We start from the raw sequence: 22,043 nt of genomic DNA, 5'->3' as shown, positions 1-22,043 counted from the left end.
ACACTTAAGGCCGGTGACTGGATGACATCAGAGCGACATTGGCGCGCATACTACTAATAATTCTCATATCTGGGCGTAATGGGCTAACCGAGAAAATTTCGTGGCTGCTGCTTGGGGTGTTTATGAAATGTTCGGGTTAGATCTCGCCGTCGGCTGCCATCTGCATGTAGCTGTCGTTAAACCGCAGTTTCACGTTGGCTTCGTCGCCCATGATTGAACCATCCGGAAATTCGATGCCAACGAAATCCGGGCTCATGGCGCCCTGGCCAAGCAGGCCCTTGTCGAAAGAGAACTGGCGAACGCTGTCCATGGCTTCTCGGGCTTCCTCGCTGTTGATGAAGTCCACCGACATCTGCGGTTCCCAGAACATCTTCATGCCGGCCAGTTGGGCTTCATAGCCGGCTTGGTCGGTACCGGACAATTCACCCAGAAAGGCTCTTGCCTCCTGCCCTTTCTCGGAGTCTGAGGCCAGAATGCTCATGGTTTCATACCAGGCGCCGACAAGGGCCTTACCCAGGTTCGGGTTGTCTTCCAGGGTCTCGGAGTTCACCAGAGTCAGATCCTTGATGTGACCCGGAATCTGGCTGGAATCGAACTGTTTGGTGGCGCCCGGGTAGGCTGCCACCTCTGCCAGCAGCGGGTTCCAGGTGGCGACATGACGAACGTCGTCGGTCTGGAAGGCGGACACCAGGTCGGCATCAGAGATGTTCACCACGCTGATATCGCGCTCCTCCAGCCCAACCGTGTTCAACGCACGGACCAGGAGATAGTGGGAAACGGACAGCTCCACCAGATGCACGGTTTCGCCTTCAAGGTCCTCAATCGACTTGGCGTCCTTCGACACCAGGCCATCGTTGCCGTTGGAATAGTCACCCACGATCAGGGCGGTGGTGTCCACGCCTGAGGCCGCCGGAATCGAGAGGCCGTCCATGCTGGTGGCCACCACGCCGTCAAACTGGCCGGCGGTGTACTGGTTGATGGATTCGATGTAGTCGTTCACCTGCACGATATCCACTTCGATATCGTACTTGTCCGCCCACTTCTTCATGATTCCGTAGTCTTCGGCGTACTGCCAGGGTACCCAGCCGGCGTAGATGGTCCAGGCAATGCTGAAGGAGTCCTTTTCCTCAGCGAGAGCCCCCATGGCCAGGGAAGCGGTCAACACGCCGGCGGCCAGGCGTTTGCTCAGGTCAGTTGTTTTCATGGTGTCTCTCCTCGGGTCTTGCCCGTGTGTGCAGGTTTGGTCTTTTTCAGTTTGTGATGGTTGCTGGCATTACTCGTTTGTCTCTTCCACGATCACCACCGGCGTTCCGGGTGATACTGCCTGGCCGGCTTCCCGGCGCACGTCTACCACGCGACCGCTCACCGGGCTCAGTAGCTCGATTTCCATTTTCATGGATTCGATGACGGCCACCGGTCGCTGGGCCTCGATGGTGTCGCCGGGCTGGACCAGGCATTCCCACAGGTTGCCGGCCACGTGGCTTTCCACGGCGTGTTGGCCGGCTGGCAGGTTGGCGATATCGCCCTCGCCGGTGTCCTCGATGGGCGCCTCGGAGCTGAAATTGATCTGGCCGGATTCGATCCAGCGTTGCAGTTCCTCGTCGAAGGCCTGCTTGCGCTTGCCGGTGAAGGTCTGGATCTCGTCGTTGTTGTCGGCCAGAAACTGCTCGTAGTCCTTCAGGTTGAAGCGGGTTTCTTCGACCCGGATCGGGTAGTCGCCGTTGGGGAAGTCCCGGCGGATCTGTTGAAGCTCCTCGGCGCTGACTTCATAGAAGCGCACCTGATCGAAGAACCGGAGCAGCCAGGGTTTGCCGGGCTCGAACAAGTCCGTCGTGCGGTAGCGGTTCCACATCTGCAGGGTGCGACCGACAAACTGGTAGCCACCGGGCCCCTCCATGCCATAGATGCACAGGTAGGCGCCGCCGATGCCCACGGAGTTTTCCGCGGTCCAGGTCCGGGCCGGGTTGTACTTGGTGGTCACCAGCCGGTGCCGTGGGTCCAGCGGCGTAGCCACAGGAGCGCCCAGGTAGACATCACCCAGGCCCATCACCAGGTAGCTCGCATCGAACACGGTCTTTTTCACCTCGTCGATGCTGCCCAGCCCGTTGATACGGCGGATGAACTCCAGGTTGCTCGGGCACCAGGGTGCGTCCTTGCGCACTGACTGCATGTATTTGGCAATGGCGGTCTGGCAGGCCTCGTCATCCCAGGACAGGGGCAGGTGCACGACGCGCGCCGGCACATCCCATTCCGGCTGCTTCTCCAGTTCCTTTTCGGCGCTGATCAGCAGATCCAGCAGAGTACGCTGGTTCAGTTTCTGGCTGTCGTAGTGCACCTGCAGGGAGCGGATGCCCGGTGTCAGCTCCAGGATGGCGTCGTGATTCTGCTCACGCAGCCACAGCATCAGGGCGTGGGCGCGAAATCGCAGGCGGATATCCAGCTCCATGGGGCCGTATTCCACCAACACGTAATTGTCGCCGGCAGCCCGGTACTCCACGCCGGTTTCGTGTTCCTCGGGCGTCAACGCATCGAGGATCGGCGTCTCTGGTTTCATGGGGGTGATATGGGCGGTGGCCGACGTCAGTGTGGCCACGGATTCATCCAGCGCTGCCCGCAGGGCAACCGCCTGATCCTGGCTCACCGGCACAAACTGCACCTTGTCGCCGGCCTTGAGCTGGCCCAGCTTCCAGAGGTCGGCACTGATCACCGTCACCGGGCAGACGAAGCCGCCCAGGCTGGGGCCATCGGGGCCCAGGATTACCGGCATGTCGCCAGTGAAATCCACCGTCCCCACGGCGTAGGCATTGTCGTGGATGTTGGAGGGGTGCATACCCGCCTCACCGCCGTCGCTGCGGGCCCATTCCGGTTTCGGCCCGATCAGGCGGACGCCGGTGCGGCTGGAGTTGTAGTGGATCTCCCATTCGCTGGCGAAGAAGGTGTCGATGTCCGCGCCGGTAAAATAGTCCGGCGCACCATGGGGGCCGTAGGTGACGTGCAGCTTCCAGGTTTTACCGATGGTCGGTTTCAGGTCGGCGGGCAGGGTGGTTCTGGTCGTCGGTTCCGCATCCGGCAGGGCCAGCACATCGCCGGCCCGGAGCGCCCGGCCGCAATGGCCGCCAAACTGCCCGAGCGTAAAGGTGCTGCAGGAGGTCAGGTATTCCGGGCAGTCCAGGCCGCCACGGAACAGCACATAGGCCCGGGCGCCGTCGGCCGTCGTGGCGCCCAGTTTCAGGGTGGCGCCAGCGGGCACGTAAATCACCTGCCAGAAATCCACCGGCTCGTCGTTCAGGGTGGCCTCCAGCGTCGCCCCGGTCAGGGCAATCTGGGTGGCGCGGTTGAACGTGAGTATCGGGCCCTTGAGGGTGATTTCCAGCCCGGGTGCTCCCTCGGGGTTACCCAGCAGCCTGTTGCCCAGACGGAAGGAGTAGCTGTCGAACGGACCGGACGGCGGCACGCCGATTTCCCAGTAGCCGATGCGGCCCGGGTAATCCTGAATGGTGGTCAGGGTGCCGCCGCTGAGGACATCCACCGTGGCTGGCCGGTAATCGAATTCGTTGAGGGTACGGGTGAATAGCCGGCCTTCGGCAAAGCGCGGGTCGTCCAGCACCTGGCGCACGTACTTGAGGTTGGTTTCGATGCCATACAGCTGGCTGGCATCCAGAGCCTGCATCAGCCGCTGGCGGGCCGACTCGCGATCCTGTTCGTGCACGATGACCTTGGCCAGCATGGGATCGAACAGCGCCGAGACTTCTGTACCCGGCTGAATCCAGGTATCGATCCGAAGACCGTCCCCTGCAGGCCAGGTCACGTTGGTGAGCAACCCGGCACCGGGCTGGAAGTCCTTGTTGGGATCTTCCGCATAGATCCGGGCCTGGATGGCGTGGCCGGAGGCGGTGAGGTTACCGCCCAGTTCTGCCAGGTCCGGCAAGGTGCCGGCACCCAGTTCGACCATCCAGCGCACCAGGTCAACACCGTACACCTGCTCGGTGACGCCGTGCTCTACCTGCAGGCGAGTATTCACTTCCAGGAAGTAGAACTCGGTGGTGTCCGGATCGTAGATGAACTCCACGGTGCCGGCACTGCGGTAGGCGATGCTTTCGCCCAACTGGCGGGCGGTAGCGTGCATGCGGTTACGAACGTCGTCGGTCAGTCCCGGGGCCGGGGCCTCCTCAATCACCTTCTGGTTGCGGCGCTGGGCGGAGCAGTCACGCTCACCCAGAGCCAGCACCTGGCCTTCACCGTCGCCAAACAACTGCACTTCGATATGACGGGCGTGTTCCACAAATTTTTCCAGGAACACACCGCTGTTGCTGAAGTTGTTCTGGCTCAGGCGCTGAACCGATTCAAAGCTCTTGCTCAGATCTTCGGCGCTGTAACAGCGGGACATACCAATGCCACCACCGCCGGCGGTGCTCTTGAGCATCACCGGGTAGCCGATGTTGTCGGCAGATTCCAGGGCCGCGTCCAGATCGGTCAGCAATCCGGTGCCCGGAAGCAGGGGTACGCCGGCGTTCTCTGCGAGGGCCCGGGCGGTATGTTTGAGACCGAACTGTTCCATCTGTTCCGGTGTCGGTCCGAGGAATACCACACCTTCGGCGTCACAGCGCCGGGCGAAACCGGCGTTTTCGCTCAGAAACCCGTAGCCCGGATGAATGGCCCCGGCACTGCTCTTGCGGACAACCTCAAACAGCTTGTCCTGGTCCAGATACGTCGCGGCCGCCGAGCCTTCGCCCAGTGAGTAGGCCTCATCCGCCTGGCGCACGTGCAGGGAATCTGCATCCGCTTCGGCGTAGACGGCTACCGAGGTGAGCCCCATGGCACGCAGGGTACGTATCACCCGGCACGCGATGGCGCCACGGTTGGCGATCAGGACCTTGTTGGGGTTGTTGAGGGTGCCGGTCAGCTCCATACCAGCACCTCGATCGGTGTCGGGTTCCAGCCGTTGCAGGGGTTGTTCAGCTGCGGACAGTTGGAAATCATCACCAGCACATCCATCTTGGCTTCCAGTTCCACGTACTTGCCGGCGTCGGAAATGCCGTCGGCAAAGGTCAGGCCGCCGTCTGCGGTCACCGGCACGTTCATAAAGAAATTGATGTTGTGGGTGATATCCCGCTTGGACATGCCCAGTTCCTCGTGTTCGGTGACCGCTACCAGCCAACTGTCCCGGCAGGCGTGCATGCACTTTTTCTCAAGGGCATAGCGGGTGGTGTTGCTTTCCGCCGCGCAGGCGCCGCCGAGGGTGTCATGCCGGCCGCAGGTGTCGGCGGTGATCTCCAGCATCACGTTGTTTTCCGAGGACATCAGCTTCGAGCCGGCGGTCAGGTAGACATTGCCCTGCTCGCGGATGGTGTCCACGGCGCTGTAACGCTCGGTCGGATTGTGGGCGTTGTAGAACAGGGTGTCGGCGGCCTGGTTGCCTTCCAGGTCCAGGATGCGGACGGTTTCGCCGGCCTTCACCACTTTCAGGAAATACTCGCCCGCCGGTACGGTTTCGCGGAAGGCGGCGTTTTCAGGTTTCAATGCGCTTTGCTTGATCATCTCCGGCCTCCGTTACTGGAACAGGTGGTACAGGGCGTTATTGGCGAAGGCCCGGGTGGCCTCCGGTGAGGACGTCTTGCAGGGATCGGCATCGGTGACCGGTGCCGCCCTGAAGAGCTGGTAACGCACGGGATGGCTGGGGTACCCGGTGGCCGGATTCATCGGGTGCGGGCAGGTGTGCAGCACCACGATGGTGTCCATCTCGAAACGCAGGTCGACGGTGGCGCCGGCGTGGGAGTGATCGCTGACAAAGGCCATGTTGCCGTCGTCGTCGGTCTGCACCTTGCTGAACCAGTTCAGGTTGGCGGTCAGGTCCTTCTTGCCCAGACCGTATTTGGCCAGTTCGTTCAGGAAGCTGGTGAAGCCGTTGCGGTGGTAGTGGTTGTGGGCCTGCTGATAGGTCTTCCTGCCCCAGCGCTGTTCCACCAGATCGGCGGTGCAGGTGCCGGCAACGGTGTCGTGCCAGCCCAGGTCGTCTCGGATGATGGAGGCGAACACCCGGCCCATGTCGGAAAGCAGGACATGGCCACTGGTGAGCAGGAAGGTGTGCTGGTTTTTCAGGGTGTCCGGCATGTTGTAGCGCTCGAGCGCGTTCTCGGGGTTGTACATCAACATGCCGACGTTGGCACCGCCGGTTTCGTCAATCAGGCGCAGCACGTGGCCGCGGCGCATGATGAAAGACCAGTGGGATCCGCCGGGAATCAGATCGTCGTAGAGGGGGGTTGCGGTTTGCAACATGGCCTTTTCCTCCTGGTTAGGGCATTTAAAAAGCGAGAGGCGTCAGTAACTGAGCGATCCTCCCGGGCTTTTGTCCCGCCGTGTAACCTTGGAAAAGGTCGTCAACTCTCGGACCAGCCGTCTGCACGGATTGATGGCAGACCGGAACCCTAGTTGACCATTGGTCAGATTGTGGCGCTTTGATTGTGGTTTCAGTAACCGACTTCTCGCTGCGTAATGGATCAATTGCAGAGACTGTGCCAATCAGTAAGTTTCTGGTTTTAATAAGGTTTTGTTTTTTGAGCTCAACGCAGGTTGCTTCCTGCTTGGGCGTTCGCACTGTTTTTGTGCATCGGTTGGCGCGTCTGCAGTGCGGATTTCTGGCGGGTGTATTGCGCTTCAGGTCGCTGTTGGCATGGCGTTCCGGTCATCTACTACCAAGGGAGGAGTTTTTCGCCTCCATCGCATCATTCAACTTTCCGGGTTTGGCGTCTACATTGAATGGGTAAACGCGAAAGGCCGCGTTGCCTTGCGACAAACACAACAAGAGGTCGAAACCATGATCTACGCACAACCAGGAAAGGATGGCTCCGTCGTTTCTTTCAAATCCCGTTACGAGAACTTCATCGGTGGCGAGTGGGTTGCCCCGCTGAAGGGTCAGTATTTCGAGAACATCACACCGATCACCGGCGACGTTATCTGTGAGATTCCCCGCTCCGGCGCCGAAGACATTGATCTTGCCCTGGACGCGGCACACAAGGCCGCACCAGCCTGGGGCAAGACCTCTACCACCGAACGCTCCAACATTCTGCTGAAAATTGCCGACCGCATTGAGCAGAACATCGAGATGCTGGCGGTTGCCGAAACCTGGGACAACGGCAAGGCAGTGCGTGAAACCATCAACGCCGACCTGCCCCTGGCAGTGGACCACTTCCGTTATTTCGCCGGCTGTATCCGCGCCCAGGAAGACACCTCCAGTGCTATCGACAACAACACCGTGGCCTATCATTATCACGAGCCACTGGGTGTTGTAGGCCAGATTATCCCATGGAATTTTCCGCTGCTGATGGCAGTGTGGAAGCTGGCGCCTTGCCTGGCGGCGGGTAACTGTACCGTGATGAAGCCGGCCGAGCAGACCCCGGCCAGCATCCTGGTGCTGATGGAACTGATTGGCGACCTGCTGCCACCGGGCGTGGTTAATATTGTCAACGGTTACGGCATTGAAGCCGGCGAGGCCCTGGCCACCAGCAAGCGCATCGCCAAAATTGCCTTCACTGGCTCCACGCCGGTGGGCTCGCACATCCTCAAATGTGCCGCCGAGAACATCATTCCCTCTACCGTCGAGCTGGGTGGCAAGTCCCCCAACATCTACTTCTCCGACGTGATGCAGGCTGAGCCGGAATTTATCGACAAGTGTGTGGAAGGCCTGGTGCTGGCATTCTTCAACCAGGGTGAAGTTTGCACCTGTCCCTCCCGTGCCCTGATTCAGGAAGACATGTACGACGAATTCATGGCCAAAGTCATCGAGCGCACGAAGGCCATCAAGCGTGGCAACCCGCTGGATACCGATGTTCAGGTGGGTGCCCAGGCCAGCAAGGAGCAGTTCGACAAGATCATGTCATACCTGGAAATCGGCAAGCAGGAAGGTGCGGAAGTGCTGACCGGTGGTGGCCGTGAGGAAATGGAAGGTCAGTACAACAACGGCTTCTATGTCCAGCCCACGTTGCTGAAAGGCAAGAACGACATGCGTGTGTTCCAGGAAGAAATCTTCGGCCCGGTGGTGGGTGTAACCACCTTCAAGGACGAGGAAGAAGCCCTGGCCATCGCCAACGACACCGAGTTTGGTCTGGGTGCCGGCCTGTGGACCCGCGACATCAACCGTGCTTACCGCATGGGCCGAGCCATCCAGGCAGGCCGTGTGTGGACCAACTGCTACCACCAGTACCCGGCCCACGCCGCCTTCGGTGGTTACAAGAAGTCCGGTGTTGGTCGTGAAAACCACAAGATGGCGCTGGACCACTACCAGCAGACCAAGAACCTGCTGGTCAGCTACGACATCAACCCACTGGGTTTCTTCTGATTCTCTGAGCGGTAGGCGGGCTTCCCCACACGGGCCCGCCTGTGAGTCGGCACATCGGATGTGCACCTTGACCTCTTTTGGCCCTTCCCAGGGCCTTTTTTTCGTTCCAGCAGCCTGTCGGGCTTAAGGCTGCTAGGCAACGGGCAAGTCCGACTGCGGACTTATTACAACTTGGGGAGGCCCAAAAACAGTGCCAAAGTACCATATTGATCTCCTATCCCTGTCAACTAGGATGAGAAGTGGGTTATCGGCAATGTCGTTGATTCACCCGCAATGCGCTAACAATTACGACAACAGAGGTAAGCATTATGTGGACCAAACCAGCCTATGAGGATCTGCGCATCGGTTTCGAAGTTACCATGTACTTCGCCAACCGCTGAGTGCTGAAGCGGCCAGCCTGAGTGGCTGGCCGTTTTACTTCCGGAGTGTCCAATCATGTTCATCCACGTTCTGGGCTCCGCCGCCGGCGGTGGCTTTCCCCAGTGGAACTGCAACTGCGCCAACTGCGACGGCTTCCGTCAGGGCACCCTGAACGCCCGTGCCCGCACCCAGTCTTCCGTTGCCGTCAGTGAAGACGGCGAGCACTGGATCCTGTTCAACGCCTCTCCCGATATTCGCGCCCAGTTGGCTTCTTTTGAAGCCATGCAGCCGGCCAGGGCGCTTCGGGACACCGGCATCGATGCTATCCTGTTGATGGACAGCCAGGTGGATCACACCACCGGTCTGCTATCGCTTCGCGAGGGGCTGCCCATGGACGTCTGGTGTACCGAGCAGGTACACGAGGACCTCAGCGGCGGCTTCCCCCTGTTTACCATGCTCAGGCACTGGAATGGCGGCCTGAACTGGCGCCGGGTGGCGGCCTCTGAACAGTCGCCGTTTACGATTCCCTGCGCACCGTCCATCGAACTGACTGCCATTCCGCTGCTGAGCAACGCGCCGCCGTATTCGCCGCGCCGGGATAACCCGCACCCGGGGGATAACATCGGTATTTTTCTTGAGGACACCCGCACCGGGCAGACAGTGCTCTATGCGCCGGGCCTCGGAGAGCCGGACCCGCGCATCCTGGACTGGATGAAAAAAGCCGATGTGCTGCTAGTGGACGGCACCGTCTGGCACGACGACGAGATGATCCGCCAGGAAGTGGGCACCAAGACCGGGCAGGCCATGGGGCATCTGGCCCAAAGTGGCCCCGGAGGCATGATCGAGGTGCTCGACACCCTGCCGGCCAGCCGCAAGATCCTGATTCACATCAACAACACCAACCCGATCCTGAACGAGGACTCGCCGGAGCGCGCGGAACTGACGCGCCACGGGATTGAGGTGTCCTGGGACGGAATGCATATCGACCTGTCGGGGCCGCCATGAACGCCAAAGCCAACACCGCCATGAACCGCACGGATTTTGAACAGGCCCTCCGGGACAAGGGGCAGTATTACCACATCCACCACCCGTACCATAAAGCCATGTATGGCGGACAATGCACGCCGGAACAGATTCGTGGCTGGGTGGCCAACCGGTATTACTACCAGATCAGGATTCCCCAGAAGGACGCCGCGATCATGGCCAACTGCCCGGACGCCGGCGTGCGCCGGCTCTGGCTGCAGCGGATTCTGGACCACGACGGCCACGACGGCGATGCGGGTGGTATCGAGGCCTGGCTGTCCCTGGCCGAAGCGGTGGGTCTGACCCGGGAAGAAGTGATCGACCAGCGCCATGTGCTGCCCGGTGTCCGGTTTGCGGTGGATGCCTACCTGAACTTTGCCCGCCGGGCCACCTGGCAGGAGGCGGCCTGTTCCTCCCTGACCGAACTGTTCGCGCCGGAGATCCACCAGTCCCGACTGGACAGCTGGCCGGGCCACTATCCGTGGATTGACGAGGGCGGCTACCGCTATTTCCGCAAGCGGCTGTCGGAGGCGCGCCGGGATGTGGAGCACGGCCTGACCATCACCCTGGACCACTTCACCACCGGCGCCGGGCAGACCCGGGCCCTGGAAATTCTGCAGTTCAAGCTGGATATCCTGTGGACCATGCTGGATGCCATGACCATGGCTTACGGCCACCGTACGCCGCCCTACCATACGGTGACCGACCAGCAGGTCTGGCACCGGGGGCTGTAATGGGGGTTGCCATGCACCAGGTTCCGCGTTTTCGCCGTGGCTTCCGCTTCCAGTGGGAACCCGCCCAGGAAAGTTACGTTCTGCTGTATCCGGAAGGTATGGTGAAGCTGAACGGCAGCGCCGGTGCTATTCTCAACGAGGTGGACGGCCAGCGCAGTGTGGCCGACATCGTTGCCACCCTGGAGCAGCAATTCCCGGATGCCGGACCGCTCGGCAAGGACGTGAGTAATTTTCTGCAGGATGCGCAGCAACACCACTGGATCGACCTGTCATGAACACCTCGCACGCACCCACACCGGTCAACCCCCATAAGGCGGGGCCGCCCCTCTGGCTGCTGGCGGAGCTGACCTATCGCTGCCCGCTGCAGTGCCCCTACTGCTCCAACCCGCTGGACTTTGCCCAGACCGAACGGGAGCTAAGCACCGACGAGTGGGTGAGTGTGCTACGCCAGGGCCGGGCCATGGGCGCCGCCCAACTGGGCTTTTCCGGCGGCGAGCCCCTGGTGCGCCAGGACCTGCCGGAGCTGATCGCCGAAGCGCGACAGCTGGGTTACTACACCAACCTCATTACCTCAGGCCTGGGGCTGACCGACGCCAAGGTGGCTGCCTTTGCCGAGGCCGGACTGGATCATATCCAGGTCAGTTTCCAGGCCTCGGACCCCGAGCTGAACAACGCCGTGGCCGGCTCCCGCAAGGCCTTTGACCAGAAGCTGGCCATGGCCCGGGCGGTCAAGGCGGCGGGCTACCCGATGGTGCTCAACTTCGTGATCCACCGCCACAACATCCACCAGATGAACGACATCATGGCCCTGTGTGAGCACCTGGGGGCGGACTACGTGGAACTGGCGACCTGCCAGTATTACGGCTGGGCTTTTGAGAACCGGGAAGGGCTGATGCCCTCGAAAACGCAACTGGTGCAGGCGGAGCAGGAAGTGAACGTGTACCGTAAACGCCTGGACGCCACCGGCTCGGCCATGAAGCTGATCTTCGTCACTCCGGACTACTACGAAGAGCGCCCAAAAGCCTGCATGAACGGCTGGGGCAACCTGTTCCTGACCATAGCCCCGGACGGCACTGCGCTGCCGTGCCACAGCGCCCGCCTGCTGCCCATCGACTTCCCCAATGTCCGGGACCAGGATCTTCAAAGCATCTGGTACGACAGCCCGGGCTTCAACCACTACCGGGGTGACAGCTGGATGCCAGAGCCCTGCCGCTCCTGTGATGAGAAGCAACAAGACTTCGGAGGTTGCCGCTGCCAGGCCTATCTCTTGACCGGCAATGCCGATAACGCCGACCCAGTCTGCAGCAAGTCCCCTCACCATGATCGAATCCTGGCCGCGAGGAACGCTGCCGATCACGCCACGGCCGGCCTTACTGGACTCATCTATCGAAATGCGGACAACTCCCGACTGTTCTTCCGGGGCTGAGCATTGCCTTGAAGCCCGGGGATGTTGCCGATCAATAAGATGAGAGGGAAGTGCTGATGATGTACCACGCTCATGAAAATGCCCGTGCCGCGGTTGGTGATAGTCGTGCCCATGTCTGGCCATTTCCCAATATTACTGTGAGGCACGGTGCAGGAGTCTCACTCTCCATAACCTCGTACAGGTGACCAATGTTTCGAGCAAAGAACAATCCAGGCGCGTGTCGTCATCCAGTCCGACCGAAACAGGTCGTCTTGTGTTTGTTTTGGCCCTTTGCCGCCGAGGCGGAGCTCGCGGTGGATGAAATATACTCCCCCCGGATCACGGCAGGTGATCTCGAGATCGGTGTGGTTGGCGCGTTTCTGGACAGTCAGGGAAGCGAAGACGACAATCTCCGGTTTGATCAGTGGGAAATTGGTTACGGGATAACGGATCGCTTCAGTGCCGAACTCAACTTCAACGCCATTAAGAGCCCCGGGAGTGCCTATTCACTGGACGAATATGAAATTGAATTGGTTGGGAATTTTTTTCAGGACCATGAGAGCGCTGCGGGATTGTTTCTTGAACTATCAAAAGAACACCGGGGAACAGCCAGTGAGATAACCATTGGGCCGCTCTATGAAAGACAGTTAGCCGATCACTACCAGGTTCTGACCAATGTTCTGGTCGGCCGTTCATTTGGTGAAGACGACGAGCAGCTTGAGCTGACCGGCTCGATACAGGCTGCCTATACGAAGTCTGAAACTTTTCAGCCGGCACTGGAGTATTACGGGGCCCGAAACAACCATTTGCTGGGGCCCGCAATCCTGGCTGAGGTCAGGGTGGGCTCCAGCCTCCTGGAACTCCAGGCGGGCGTTGCGTTTGGCTTGAACGCGGAGTCCGACGATGTGATCTATCGCTGGGAACTGGGAATGGAGCTGTAATGACCTGCCCGGGTTCCCTCCCTAACCATTATTGCGGCGACAGCTGGATGCCGGAGCCCTGCCGCTCCTGTATCGAAATGCGGACAACTCCCGGCTGTTCTTCCGGGGCTGACGGCCCCTTCTGTGCATCCACGCCCGCAAGGTCAGCGCCTGACAATACCCCTATGAGCGCCTATGAGGCCTGTGCGGCCCACACTCAAAGAGGCGGGCTCGCGGTTTCTGCGGCCGGTGTTTTCTGGTTACAGAGCGATCCGGCCGAAGGCAACGCTAATCTCTGGTATCTGTCCGAACAGGGGCCCGCTCGCCTGGGCCCGGACGGGTTGGGCATCCGTAGCCGGGTGAACGGTTACGGCGGCGGCGCGCTGGCGGCTTCCGATACCGGTGTGTTCGTGGTCGGTGAGGATCAGCAGATCCGGTTTATCGATCTGGCCGACGGCACCTGCTCCTTGCTTACCGATGATCCCGGGGCCACCTATGGCGGACTGATCGCCGATGCGCCCCGGCAGAGGGTGCTGGCCGTTCGCGAGGCCGGTGGCGAGCAGCAGCTGGTGGCGGTCTCTGTGGACGGTGAGCTTCGGACTCTCCATTCCGGTCAGGACTTCTACAGTGCGCCCGCGCTGTCTGCCGACGGCAGGAAGTTGGCCTGGACAAGCTGGCAACTGCCGGACATGCCCTGGGTTCGCAGCCGGCTCTGGACAGCGGGCGTAGTGCAAGATGGTGGCCTCCGTGAGTGCCGCCACTGGCCGACGCCTTCAGAAGCCTCCGTTCAGCAACCGGTCTTCGATCGCGCCCGGTTGTGGGTGCTATCTGATCACGCCGGCTGGTGGCAGCCTTGGTACCTCGACACCCTGATCGGTGACGGACTCTGGCACTCGGGCCAGTCTGCCGAGCTGGACCATGCTAACGCGCCCTGGCAACTGGGGGAGTGCCATCATTGTCCGCTTGCCAATGGCGGCTGGGCTCGGGTGCAGTATCGCAACGGATCGGGAGAGCTGTGGTTGCTGTCACCGGAAGGCGGTGACGCTTTCCGGGTGGCCCGGGACTACAGCGATTTTCGTTACCTCCGGGCCTCCGGCGGTAGCCTGTATTGCGTTGCCCGATCAGCGACCCATCTGGATGCTGTCCTGCAGATCGAACTGCAAACCGGGCAGGCCAGGATTCTGGCGGGTGGCGAGAACCCCTTGCCGGGTTCAAGGCCTGCGCTGCCGCTGGATATTGAAGTGCCGGCACTTGAGCACGGCGAACAGCCGGTCCATGGTTTCTTCTACACACCGAAACTGGCCTCGCCGGAGTTGCCTCCGCTGATTCTCATGGCCCACGGTGGTCCCACCTCCGCTGCCTACCCGGTGTTCAGTCCCCAGGTGCAGTACTGGTGCCAGCGAGGCTTTGCGGTTGCCGAAGTGAACTATCGCGGCAGCAGTGGTTTTGGCCGTAAATTCAGGCTTGCCCTTGAGGGGCGCTGGGGTGAGGCAGATGTTGAGGATATGGAGCGGACCGCGGATCACCTGGTGTCTGTCGGCCTGGTGGACGGCCGCCGGGTGTTTATCCAGGGGCGGAGCTCCGGTGGTTACACGGCCCTGATGGCCATGATCCAGAGCCGGAAATTCACCGCCGGCGCCAGCATGTTCGGGGTGACAGACCCGCTGCGGCTGAGGGCCATGACCCACCGCTTCGAATCCGGATATCTGGATTGGTTGTTGGGGCCACCAGGAGCTAACCCCGAGCGCTGGCGCGAACGAACGCCGCTTTACCACGCCGACTGTATTGCCGCGCCCATGATCTTTTTTCAGGGTGGGCAGGACAAAGTCGTGGTGCCTGAACAGACCCGCGCCATGGTTGATGCCATGAAGGCAGCAGGACGCACATCGGAATTGCACTGGTTTGAGCAGGAGGGCCACGGTTTCCGGCATCAGGCGAACCAGGCGGACATGCTGGAAAGGATGTTCAGCTTTTATCGGAGGCATGGCCGCAAGGCCAATGAACGGGCGGAGAACATGAGTTAAACTCTCGGCTACGCCTATAACAACAAACGGTCGAGTAGAGTCTGATGAGCCACGACATCTCCGCCCTGCGAAAGTTCGTATCACCGGAAATTGTCTTCGGCGCCGGCTCCCGGAAGTCGGTGGCCAACTTCGCCAGTAACTTCGGTGCCCGGCATGTGTTTCTGGTGTCTGATCCGGGCGTGGCCGCGGCAGGCTGGGTCAACGAGATCGTAACCCTGCTGACCGACGCGGGAATTCGCTCTACCGTATTTACCGGCGTATCACCCAATCCCAGGGTCGACGAGGTGATGACCGGAGCCGAGCTGTACAAATCCAGTGAATGTGATGTCATCGTTGCCATCGGTGGCGGCAGCCCGATGGATTGCGCCAAGGGCATCGGTATTGTTGCCACCCACGGCCGCAATATTCTGGAATTCGAGGGCGTGGACACCATCACCAACCCCTCACCGCCCCTGATCCTGATCCCGACCACCGCGGGCACATCGGCGGATGTTTCCCAGTTTGCGATCATTTCCGACCCGAACCGCCGGTTCAAGTTTTCCATCATCAGCAAAGCCGTGGTGCCAGATGTGTCCCTGATTGATCCCGAAGTCACGGAAACCATGGACGCCTACCTGACCGCCTGTACCGGCGTGGATGCCCTGGTTCACGCCATTGAGGCGTTCGTGTCTACCGGCAGCGGGCCATTGACCGACACCCATGCCCTGGAAGCCATCAGGCTGATCAACCGGAATCTGGAACCCCTGGTGGAAAATATCGCCAATCCTTACCTCAGGGAACAGATCATGCTGGCCTCCATGCAAGCCGGGCTGGCGTTTTCCAACGCAATTCTGGGGGCGGTGCATGCCATGTCCCACAGCCTCGGCGGGTTTCTGGATTTGCCCCACGGGCTGTGCAACGCGCTGTTGCTGGAGCACGTGGTGGCCTACAACTTCCAGTCTGCGGAGGACCGTTTCCGCCGGGTGGCCGAGGCCATGAATATCGATACCCGGGGTATGAGCAAGCCGGAGATCAAGAAACGGCTGATGCAGCGAATCGTTGAGCTGAAACGCAAAGTGGGACTGGAAGCACGCCTGGCCCAGTTGGGAGTCAGCGTTTCGGATATTCCCCACCTGTCCGGCTTTGCCCTTCAGGACCCCTGCATTCTCACCAATCCCCGCAAGTCGTCGCTCAGGGACGTTCAGGTTGTCTATGAAGAAGCGCTCTGACGTTCAGGACGACGAACACGACAGTGGCTACGAAGTTGGCGATCTTCTTGGCCTCGGCAGCCAGTCGGTCCGCAAGAACTATTACCCGGCATTGCAGGAGCGGATTGAGGAGCTGGAGCAGGAGCGCAACCGCTACAAGTGGCTGTTCGAGAACGCCCTGCATGGCATCTTCCAGGCCAACCTGCGGGGTGGCTTCCTGGCCTGCAACCCCGCCATGGCGCGAATTTGCGGTTATGAAAGTGCCGAGGCCCTGACGCAGCGGGTTATCCGGCTGCGGGAACAGCTGTTCTGCAGTGCCAGTGAGTTCGATGCCATTCGCCAGGAACTTCTGAATGAAGGCCGTTTGAGCGCCCGGGAGACACGCTTCCAACGGGCGGACCGCAAGCCGGTCCATGTGGCCGTCACCCTGTTGCGGCGGCCGGATCTCGGGCCAGAAGTGGTGGAAGCCTTTGTGGCCGACATCACCGAGCGGGTGCTGGCCCGGCAAAAACTGGAACAGCTGAATGCGACTCTTGAGCGTCGGGTGGAAGAACGCACCGAGGCGCTTCAGAACGCCAACGTCGGCCTGCGCTACCAGATTGAGGAGCGGGAGAAGGTCGAGCGGGAACTGGTGGTGGCCATGGAGGCAGCCAGGGAAGCCAACCTTGGCAAGGATAAATACCTGGCAGCGGCCAGCCATGACCTGCTGCAACCACTGAACGCCGCCCGGTTGATGGTTTCCGCGCTTCAGGAGAGCAGCTTGCCGGAGCAGGAAACCCGGATGGTGCATCAGGTACACCGGGCGCTCGAGGGCGCTGAAGACCTGCTGGCGGATTTGCTGGACATCTCGAAACTCGACCAGCAGGCTATGAAACCGGATCTGGTGTATACCGATGTGGCCGCCCTCGCCAGGTCGCTGGCTGAGGAGTTTGAGGCGGTCGCCGCCAATAAAGGACTGGCCTTCCGGGTTCGGACCATCCCGGTCGTGGTCAAAACCGACCAGCGCATGCTGACGCGCATTCTCCGCAACCTGCTCAGCAATGCCTTGCGTTACACCCGAAAGGGGGGCGTTGTATTGGCCCTGAGAGCACGGGGTGACCAGTTGCGGATCGAGGTCTGGGATACTGGGGTGGGCATAGCGGAAGACAAACTCCGGGATATCTTCACGGAATTTCACCAGTTACTGCCCCATGACACCGGTGGCCGCCAGGGCGTGGGCCTGGGGCTTGCCATTGTTGAGCGTATGGTCCGGATTCTGGGTTATGACATTGACGTGTCTTCCAGGCCCGGGCGCGGCTCCCGGTTTGTGCTGACTCTGCCGCTGGAGCCGGCGCGAGCCCTGCCGGAAATGCCCCGTGCGGGTGCGCTTCAGGGTTTTTCCGATGGCTTCGGCGGACTCTCCATTCTGGTCATCGACAATGAGCCGGCGGTCCTTGAGAGCATGCAGGTACTGCTGGAACGCTGGGGCTGTGAGGTGCTCACCGCCGGCAGCAAGGTTCAGGCACTGGAAGTGCTGGAGCACGCCGACCGGATTCCGGCCATCATCCTCGCCGATTACCATCTGGACAACGAGCTGACCGGCTACGACGCCGTTCACGGGGTTCGTCGTTACCTTGGCCGGGACATCCCAGCCGCCATCATCACCGCAGACCGCAGTGACGATACCCGTAAACTTTTGCGGGCCCAGTACCTGCCGATCCTGAACAAACCGGTCAAGCCCAACCGGCTCAGGGCCCTGATGACCAGCCTTCTTGCCTCTGCCTGAGAATCTCCCTCCCGTGCCTGACCAGGGAATTGCCGCACAAAGCAGGGCATTACCGCACAAAGCAGGGCATTACCGCACAAAGAAAGATCCGCCGGACTACACTTACCAAAGGCAGACCTGAAGGGAGATTAGCCATGAGTATTCCGGAAAACAGCCTTACCAACCATGAAGTCACTGTATGCCTGGCCGGCGGTGCCGTTCTGGGCCCGTTCAACGCCACCTGGAACCAGGATTCCGGGGGCGACGTGCGGGAGCTGGTACGTGAATACGATGGTTTCCTGCAGGGTGAAAAGCAGCACCGGTACAAGTTTCACCTGCACGATACCTACACCAATACCGTTCATACCCTGATCCTGAATTTTGAGCAGGTAACCGGCATTTGCGACCATGTCCGGTTGAGATCCCAGGGCGGCGGCTGAGACACAGCCGGCAGCGTTACGTAAACGCCGGAGGGGCCAAAGTGCAAACGGACGGACAGGAGGGAGCATGAGCGAATACAGAACGGAAACCGACAGTCTCGGAGACATCCAGGTTCCCACGGACGCGCTCTGGGGCGCGCAGACCCAGCGTGCGGTCGAGAATTTCCAGGTCAGTGGCCAGCCGATGCCCCAGGCGTTCATTGCCGCAGTGGCGCAGATCAAGCGTGCGGCAGCGGAGGCGAATACCAGTCTCGGACTTCTGGACAACGATCTTCGGGACGCGATTGCAGAGGCTTGCCAGAATCTGGTGGACGGCGCGTACGCGGACCAGTTTCCGGTCGACCGGTATCAGACCGGTTCGGGGACCAGCACCAACATGAATGTGAATGAGGTGATTGCCAGCATCGCCCGCAACGCCGGTTACGAGGTGCATCCGAATGATCATGTCAACATGAGCCAGAGCTCCAATGATGTGATCCCAACGGCCATTCACGTCAGCACAGTCGCCGCCGTGAAGGAAAAACTTCTGCCGGCACTCTCGCACCTGCGCGGCGTGATCTATGAGCAGGAGGCGGCTTTCTCAAGCCAGGTAAAAACCGGACGAACCCACCTGATGGACGCCATGCCGGTTACCCTGGGTCAGGAACTGAGAACCTGGCGGGAGCAGCTTCTGGCCGCGGAGAAACGGGTGGAAGCGGCAGCGGACGAACTGTTGGCCGTGCCCCAGGGTGGTACCGCGGTAGGCACCGGTATCAACGCATTACCGGAATTTTCCGGCCAGTTCATCAAGTTCCTGCGTGCCAATACCGGCTACTCTTTTACCTCACTGGAACACAAGTTTACCGGCCAGAGTGCGGTGGATGGTCCGGTGGCGCTTTCTGCCCAGCTGCGCGGTGTGGCGATTGTGCTCACCAAGATCGCCAACGACCTGCGCTGGATGAACAGCGGGCCGATTCATGGCCTGGCCGAAATCAGCCTGCCGGCGCTGCAACCGGGCAGCAGCATTATGCCAGGTAAGGTGAACCCGGTGATTCCGGAATCGGTGGCCATGGTCGCAGCCCAGGTCACGGGCCTGGACAGCGCGGTGGCCATGGCCGGACAGTCCGGAAACTTCCAGCTCAATGTGATGCTGCCCCTGGTGGCCGGTAACCTGCTGGACATGACGGACCTGCTTACCAATGCGTCGATTATGCTGGCGAACAAGGCGATCCGGGATTTCACAGTCAACGCTGACAACCTGAATGCCGGAGTGGGACGGAACCCGGTGCTGGTAACCGCGCTGAATCCCGAAATCGGTTACAGCCTGGCGGCGGATATTGCGAAGGAGGCCTACCGCACCGGGCGACCGGTGATCGATGTTGCCGAGGAGCGCAGCGGTCTGAGCCGCGACAGGCTTGAAGAACTCATGGATCCGCTGAAGCTGACCCGGGGCGGCATCGCCTGACCGGTTATATGACCGACTGTACCAGAGGGAGCCCACGCGCTTGCTGATATCCCTGGAGCTGTTTGTCATGCTGGTGCTTGCCAATGGGGCACCGGTAGTTGCTGCCGGCCTGCTCAAGGGCATTTGGTCGGCGCCGGTTGATGGTGGCCGCCTGTGGAAAGACGGCCGCCCCATCCTGGGTAAAAGCAAGACCTGGCGGGGTGTAGTGTCTGGGGCCCTCGCCTGCGGGCTGTTTTCACTGATCACCGGGTTGGGATTCATTTTCGGGTTTATGTTCGGCGTTTTCGGGCTCATTGGTGACATGCTGAGCAGCTTCGTCAAGCGGCGGTGGGGCCTGGCTTCCAGCGCCAGGGCCCTGGGTCTGGATCAGATCCCCGAATCGCTACTGCCCATGTTGCTGGCAATGTGGTGGTTGCCTGTCAGTGGCTGGGTGGTCATTGGTGTGGTGGTGCTCTTTACCCTGTCGAACATCTTCGCTTCACCGTTGCTCTATCGCATCGGCATCCGCCGGCAGCCCCATTAATCCGGCCCTCGCGTCAGGGTATGGATGGTGACCTCCGGAGGGCAGTTCAACCGGGCGTTCACCACCGAAGTGCCGGAGCCGGGTGAGGTGTAACCCTGCATGCCATTCATCCGCCAGTAACCGCGCCCAAGGCTGCGCGGGCAATTAGAATCCAGGGTGACGGGAATGCCACCGGGCAGGCAGATCTGGCCGCCGTGGGTGTGGCCGCACAGAAATACGTCATAACCGGCGTGGGCGGCTTCGCGCCATATCTCCGGGGTGTGACTGAGCAGAATGCTGGTTCCCCCGGCCGGGATGTTGTCGCCGGCCCGATGCAGGTTGTGCACCTTGAAGAAGTGGGCATCGTCCACGCCCGCCAGGTACAGGGTCTGGCCCTTACGTCCAAGGGGGGCCATTTCGTTCATTAATAGCTGGTAGCCCATGTCTTCCAGTGCCGGCACCATGCGGACACTGTCGTGGTTGCCGAGCACGGCGTAGGCTTTGCCCCGGATGCCATCACGCAGTCGGGACATGCCGTCGAGGGCATCTTCGATGGGCCCGCACGTGAGCTTGCGGTAGTCACCGGTCAGTACACACAGATCGTAGTCCAGGGGCTCGATCTCGCGCAGAACTGCCTGCAGGTTGGCCTCGTCCATGTCCACATGCAGATCCGTCAGGTGCAGAATGCGGTAACCTTCAAAGGCGGCTGGCAGGTTTGGCAGGTGGAATCGATTGTGCACCGTGTTCAGGCGCCGGCTGTTGTTCTGGCCACGACCCCACATCCCCACCATTATCAGGCAGGTACGGATAAAACCGGGAGCCGTGGCCCAGTTTTCCAGATGGAAGGAGCTGTGATCCTGCCCGAAAACCTTCGCTTCGGCTTCCCGTTCAATGCCGAGTCTCTGGCGGGCATGAACGGGGCCAAGTCTCAGGCTCAGGCGGTATTCCAGGAGTTCGTCCTGGTTTTCCGGTGTGCGGGCCCTTGCCGTCATTTTTCTTCCTTTGTATGCCGAGCCGGGCATGGCCGATGTGCAAAGTGGCAAACCCTGTCTGTCATTATGGTTGGCCCTCAATGGTATGCAACCAAAACGACACAATGTTCATGTTTGATGCCAGAGCCGTGTTCAATACCCGATAACGAATATAAACAAGGTACTAATGATAGAGAGCGCAGGTAGTGAAAGGCTGTCTTCCCGGCAGTTGGCAAATCTGCCAATTTCCAGCCACAATCCATTCCTTACAGGCAGACAAACCCGAACGCAGAGGTCACCATGACGACATCGTGCAGTATTACAGGTCTGAGCGTACCCCGAAGCCGTTTTCCGGATCCCGGGCAGGATCTGCCAGCAGCCGGGGGTGAGCAGCGAGTCGTTCTGGCTGGCGGTTGTTTCTGGTGCGTCGAGGCGGTGTTCCTGGCCATTGATGGCGTAACCCGCGTGCAGTCCGGTTATGCCGGTGGGCATTCCAGCTCAGCCAATTACGAGGCAGTGTGCACCGGTACCACCGGGCACGCCGAGGTGGTGGATGTTCACTATGATCCGGCAAAGGTCGGTTTTGGCGAGCTGCTCAAAGTGTTTTTCTCCGTGGCTCATGACCCTACCCAGCTCAACCGTCAGGGCAATGACCGTGGCAGCCAGTACCGTTCTGCCATTTTCTACCAAACACCGGAGCAGAGACGGGTAGCAGAGGCCTATATCCACCAGCTCAATCAGGCCGGCGTCTATCCGGATCCGATTGTGACCACGCTGGAACCGCTGGAAGCGTTTTACCCGGCGGAGGAGTGCCACCAGAACTTTGCCGCCCGGAACCCGCACCAGCCCTACATTATGGCCGTCGCCGCGCCGAAAATGGAAAAACTGGTGGACAGTTATGGTGACCGCCTGAAACCTGAGTACACGGGCAACGGCACAGACAGCATGGCCTGA

The 22,043-nt window shown here is 60.6% G+C and carries 19 protein-coding genes and 1 riboswitch; of the genes, 14 read left to right on the top strand and 5 right to left on the bottom strand.

The genetic code is table 11. From position 1 onward, the window contains the following. Positions 1–136: 136 nt before the first annotated feature. The 4 genes from AC13C0_RS01865 to AC13C0_RS01850 form a co-directional block, all read right to left on the bottom strand. A complete protein-coding gene (locus AC13C0_RS01865) occupies positions 137–1,204 on the bottom strand; it encodes a putative urea ABC transporter substrate-binding protein (RefSeq protein ID WP_117618489.1) in 1,068 nt (355 codons plus the stop codon). A gap of 69 nt (positions 1,205–1,273) precedes the next feature. Continuing rightward, entirely contained in the window at positions 1,274–4,909 is a 3,636-nt protein-coding gene (gene uca, locus AC13C0_RS01860) for an urea carboxylase (protein WP_482953863.1), read from the bottom strand. Beyond that, positions 4,900–5,538, bottom strand: a complete 639-nt coding sequence (locus AC13C0_RS01855) for an urea amidolyase associated protein UAAP2 (protein ID WP_341580726.1) — start codon at positions 5,536–5,538, stop codon at positions 4,900–4,902. Before AC13C0_RS01855 ends, uca begins: the two co-directional genes overlap by 10 nt. Before the next feature lie 12 nt (positions 5,539–5,550). Continuing rightward, a complete protein-coding gene (locus AC13C0_RS01850) occupies positions 5,551–6,276 on the bottom strand; it encodes an urea amidolyase associated protein UAAP1 (RefSeq protein ID WP_482953862.1) in 726 nt (241 codons plus the stop codon). 57 nt (positions 6,277–6,333) lie between these two features. After that, a riboswitch (guanidine-I (ykkC/yxkD leader) is annotated at positions 6,334–6,440 on the bottom strand. A gap of 374 nt (positions 6,441–6,814) precedes the next feature. Here AC13C0_RS01850 and exaC point away from each other — a divergent pair. From exaC to AC13C0_RS01785, 13 genes are all read left to right on the top strand, one after another. Further along, positions 6,815–8,335, top strand: coding sequence for an acetaldehyde dehydrogenase ExaC (gene exaC, locus AC13C0_RS01845; RefSeq protein WP_341580724.1), 1,521 nt, complete (start codon positions 6,815–6,817; stop codon positions 8,333–8,335). Between the two features lie 308 nt (positions 8,336–8,643). Then, entirely contained in the window at positions 8,644–8,715 is a 72-nt protein-coding gene (gene pqqA, locus AC13C0_RS01840; RefSeq protein WP_007153157.1) for a pyrroloquinoline quinone precursor peptide PqqA, read from the top strand. 55 nt (positions 8,716–8,770) lie between these two features. Beyond that, positions 8,771–9,700, top strand: coding sequence for a pyrroloquinoline quinone biosynthesis protein PqqB (gene pqqB / locus AC13C0_RS01835; protein WP_341580723.1), 930 nt, complete (start codon positions 8,771–8,773; stop codon positions 9,698–9,700). Continuing rightward, entirely contained in the window at positions 9,697–10,452 is a 756-nt protein-coding gene (gene pqqC, locus AC13C0_RS01830) for a pyrroloquinoline-quinone synthase PqqC (RefSeq protein WP_341580722.1), read from the top strand. The genes pqqB and pqqC overlap by 4 nt, the downstream gene beginning before the upstream one ends. Next, positions 10,452–10,727: a pyrroloquinoline quinone biosynthesis peptide chaperone PqqD gene (gene pqqD / locus AC13C0_RS01825; protein ID WP_341580721.1), complete on the top strand. Its 276-nt coding sequence runs from the start codon at positions 10,452–10,454 to the stop codon at positions 10,725–10,727. The genes pqqC and pqqD overlap by 1 nt, the downstream gene beginning before the upstream one ends. Beyond that, positions 10,724–11,878, top strand: a complete 1,155-nt coding sequence (gene pqqE / locus AC13C0_RS01820) for a pyrroloquinoline quinone biosynthesis protein PqqE (RefSeq protein WP_341580720.1) — start codon at positions 10,724–10,726, stop codon at positions 11,876–11,878. The genes pqqD and pqqE overlap by 4 nt, the downstream gene beginning before the upstream one ends. Positions 11,879–12,171: 293 nt before the next feature. Further along, positions 12,172–12,798 (top strand): hypothetical protein, encoded by a 627-nt coding sequence (locus tag AC13C0_RS01815; protein WP_341580719.1) that lies wholly within the window; start codon positions 12,172–12,174, stop codon positions 12,796–12,798. Positions 12,799–12,962: 164 nt separating this feature from the next. Continuing rightward, entirely contained in the window at positions 12,963–14,801 is a 1,839-nt protein-coding gene (locus tag AC13C0_RS01810; RefSeq protein ID WP_341580718.1) for a S9 family peptidase, read from the top strand. Between the two features lie 44 nt (positions 14,802–14,845). Next, positions 14,846–16,009, top strand: coding sequence for an alcohol dehydrogenase-like regulatory protein ErcA (gene ercA / locus AC13C0_RS01805; protein ID WP_117618478.1), 1,164 nt, complete (start codon positions 14,846–14,848; stop codon positions 16,007–16,009). Further along, on the top strand, positions 15,993–17,753 hold the full coding sequence (locus AC13C0_RS01800) for a PAS domain-containing hybrid sensor histidine kinase/response regulator (protein WP_117618477.1): 1,761 nt from the start codon (positions 15,993–15,995) through the stop codon (positions 17,751–17,753). Before ercA ends, AC13C0_RS01800 begins: the two co-directional genes overlap by 17 nt. Positions 17,754–17,887: 134 nt before the next feature. After that, positions 17,888–18,172: a hypothetical protein gene (locus AC13C0_RS01795; protein WP_117618476.1), complete on the top strand. Its 285-nt coding sequence runs from the start codon at positions 17,888–17,890 to the stop codon at positions 18,170–18,172. A 67-nt stretch (positions 18,173–18,239) separates the two neighbouring features. Continuing rightward, complete coding sequence (locus AC13C0_RS01790; protein ID WP_117618475.1) at positions 18,240–19,616, top strand: class II fumarate hydratase; 1,377 nt, start codon at positions 18,240–18,242, stop codon at positions 19,614–19,616. A gap of 40 nt (positions 19,617–19,656) precedes the next feature. Then, complete coding sequence (locus AC13C0_RS01785; protein WP_117618474.1) at positions 19,657–20,139, top strand: CDP-archaeol synthase; 483 nt, start codon at positions 19,657–19,659, stop codon at positions 20,137–20,139. On the opposite strand, the gene AC13C0_RS01780 is transcribed toward AC13C0_RS01785, so the two are convergent. Further along, the gene (locus tag AC13C0_RS01780; RefSeq protein ID WP_117618473.1) at positions 20,136–21,110 is read right to left on the bottom strand and encodes a metallophosphoesterase; all 975 of its coding nucleotides are present in this window, start codon (positions 21,108–21,110) and stop codon (positions 20,136–20,138) included. The two genes, AC13C0_RS01785 and AC13C0_RS01780, sit on opposite strands and share 4 nt — an antisense overlap. A gap of 279 nt (positions 21,111–21,389) precedes the next feature. On the opposite strand from AC13C0_RS01780, the gene msrA reads away from it, so the two are divergent. Next, complete coding sequence (gene msrA, locus AC13C0_RS01775; RefSeq protein ID WP_117618472.1) at positions 21,390–22,043, top strand: peptide-methionine (S)-S-oxide reductase MsrA; 654 nt, start codon at positions 21,390–21,392, stop codon at positions 22,041–22,043.

The sequence above is a fragment of the Marinobacter sp. B-21 genome (assembly GCF_056857895.1).
Note: the sequence above shows the minus strand (reverse complement) of the source record. Positions and strands in the feature narration are given on the sequence as shown.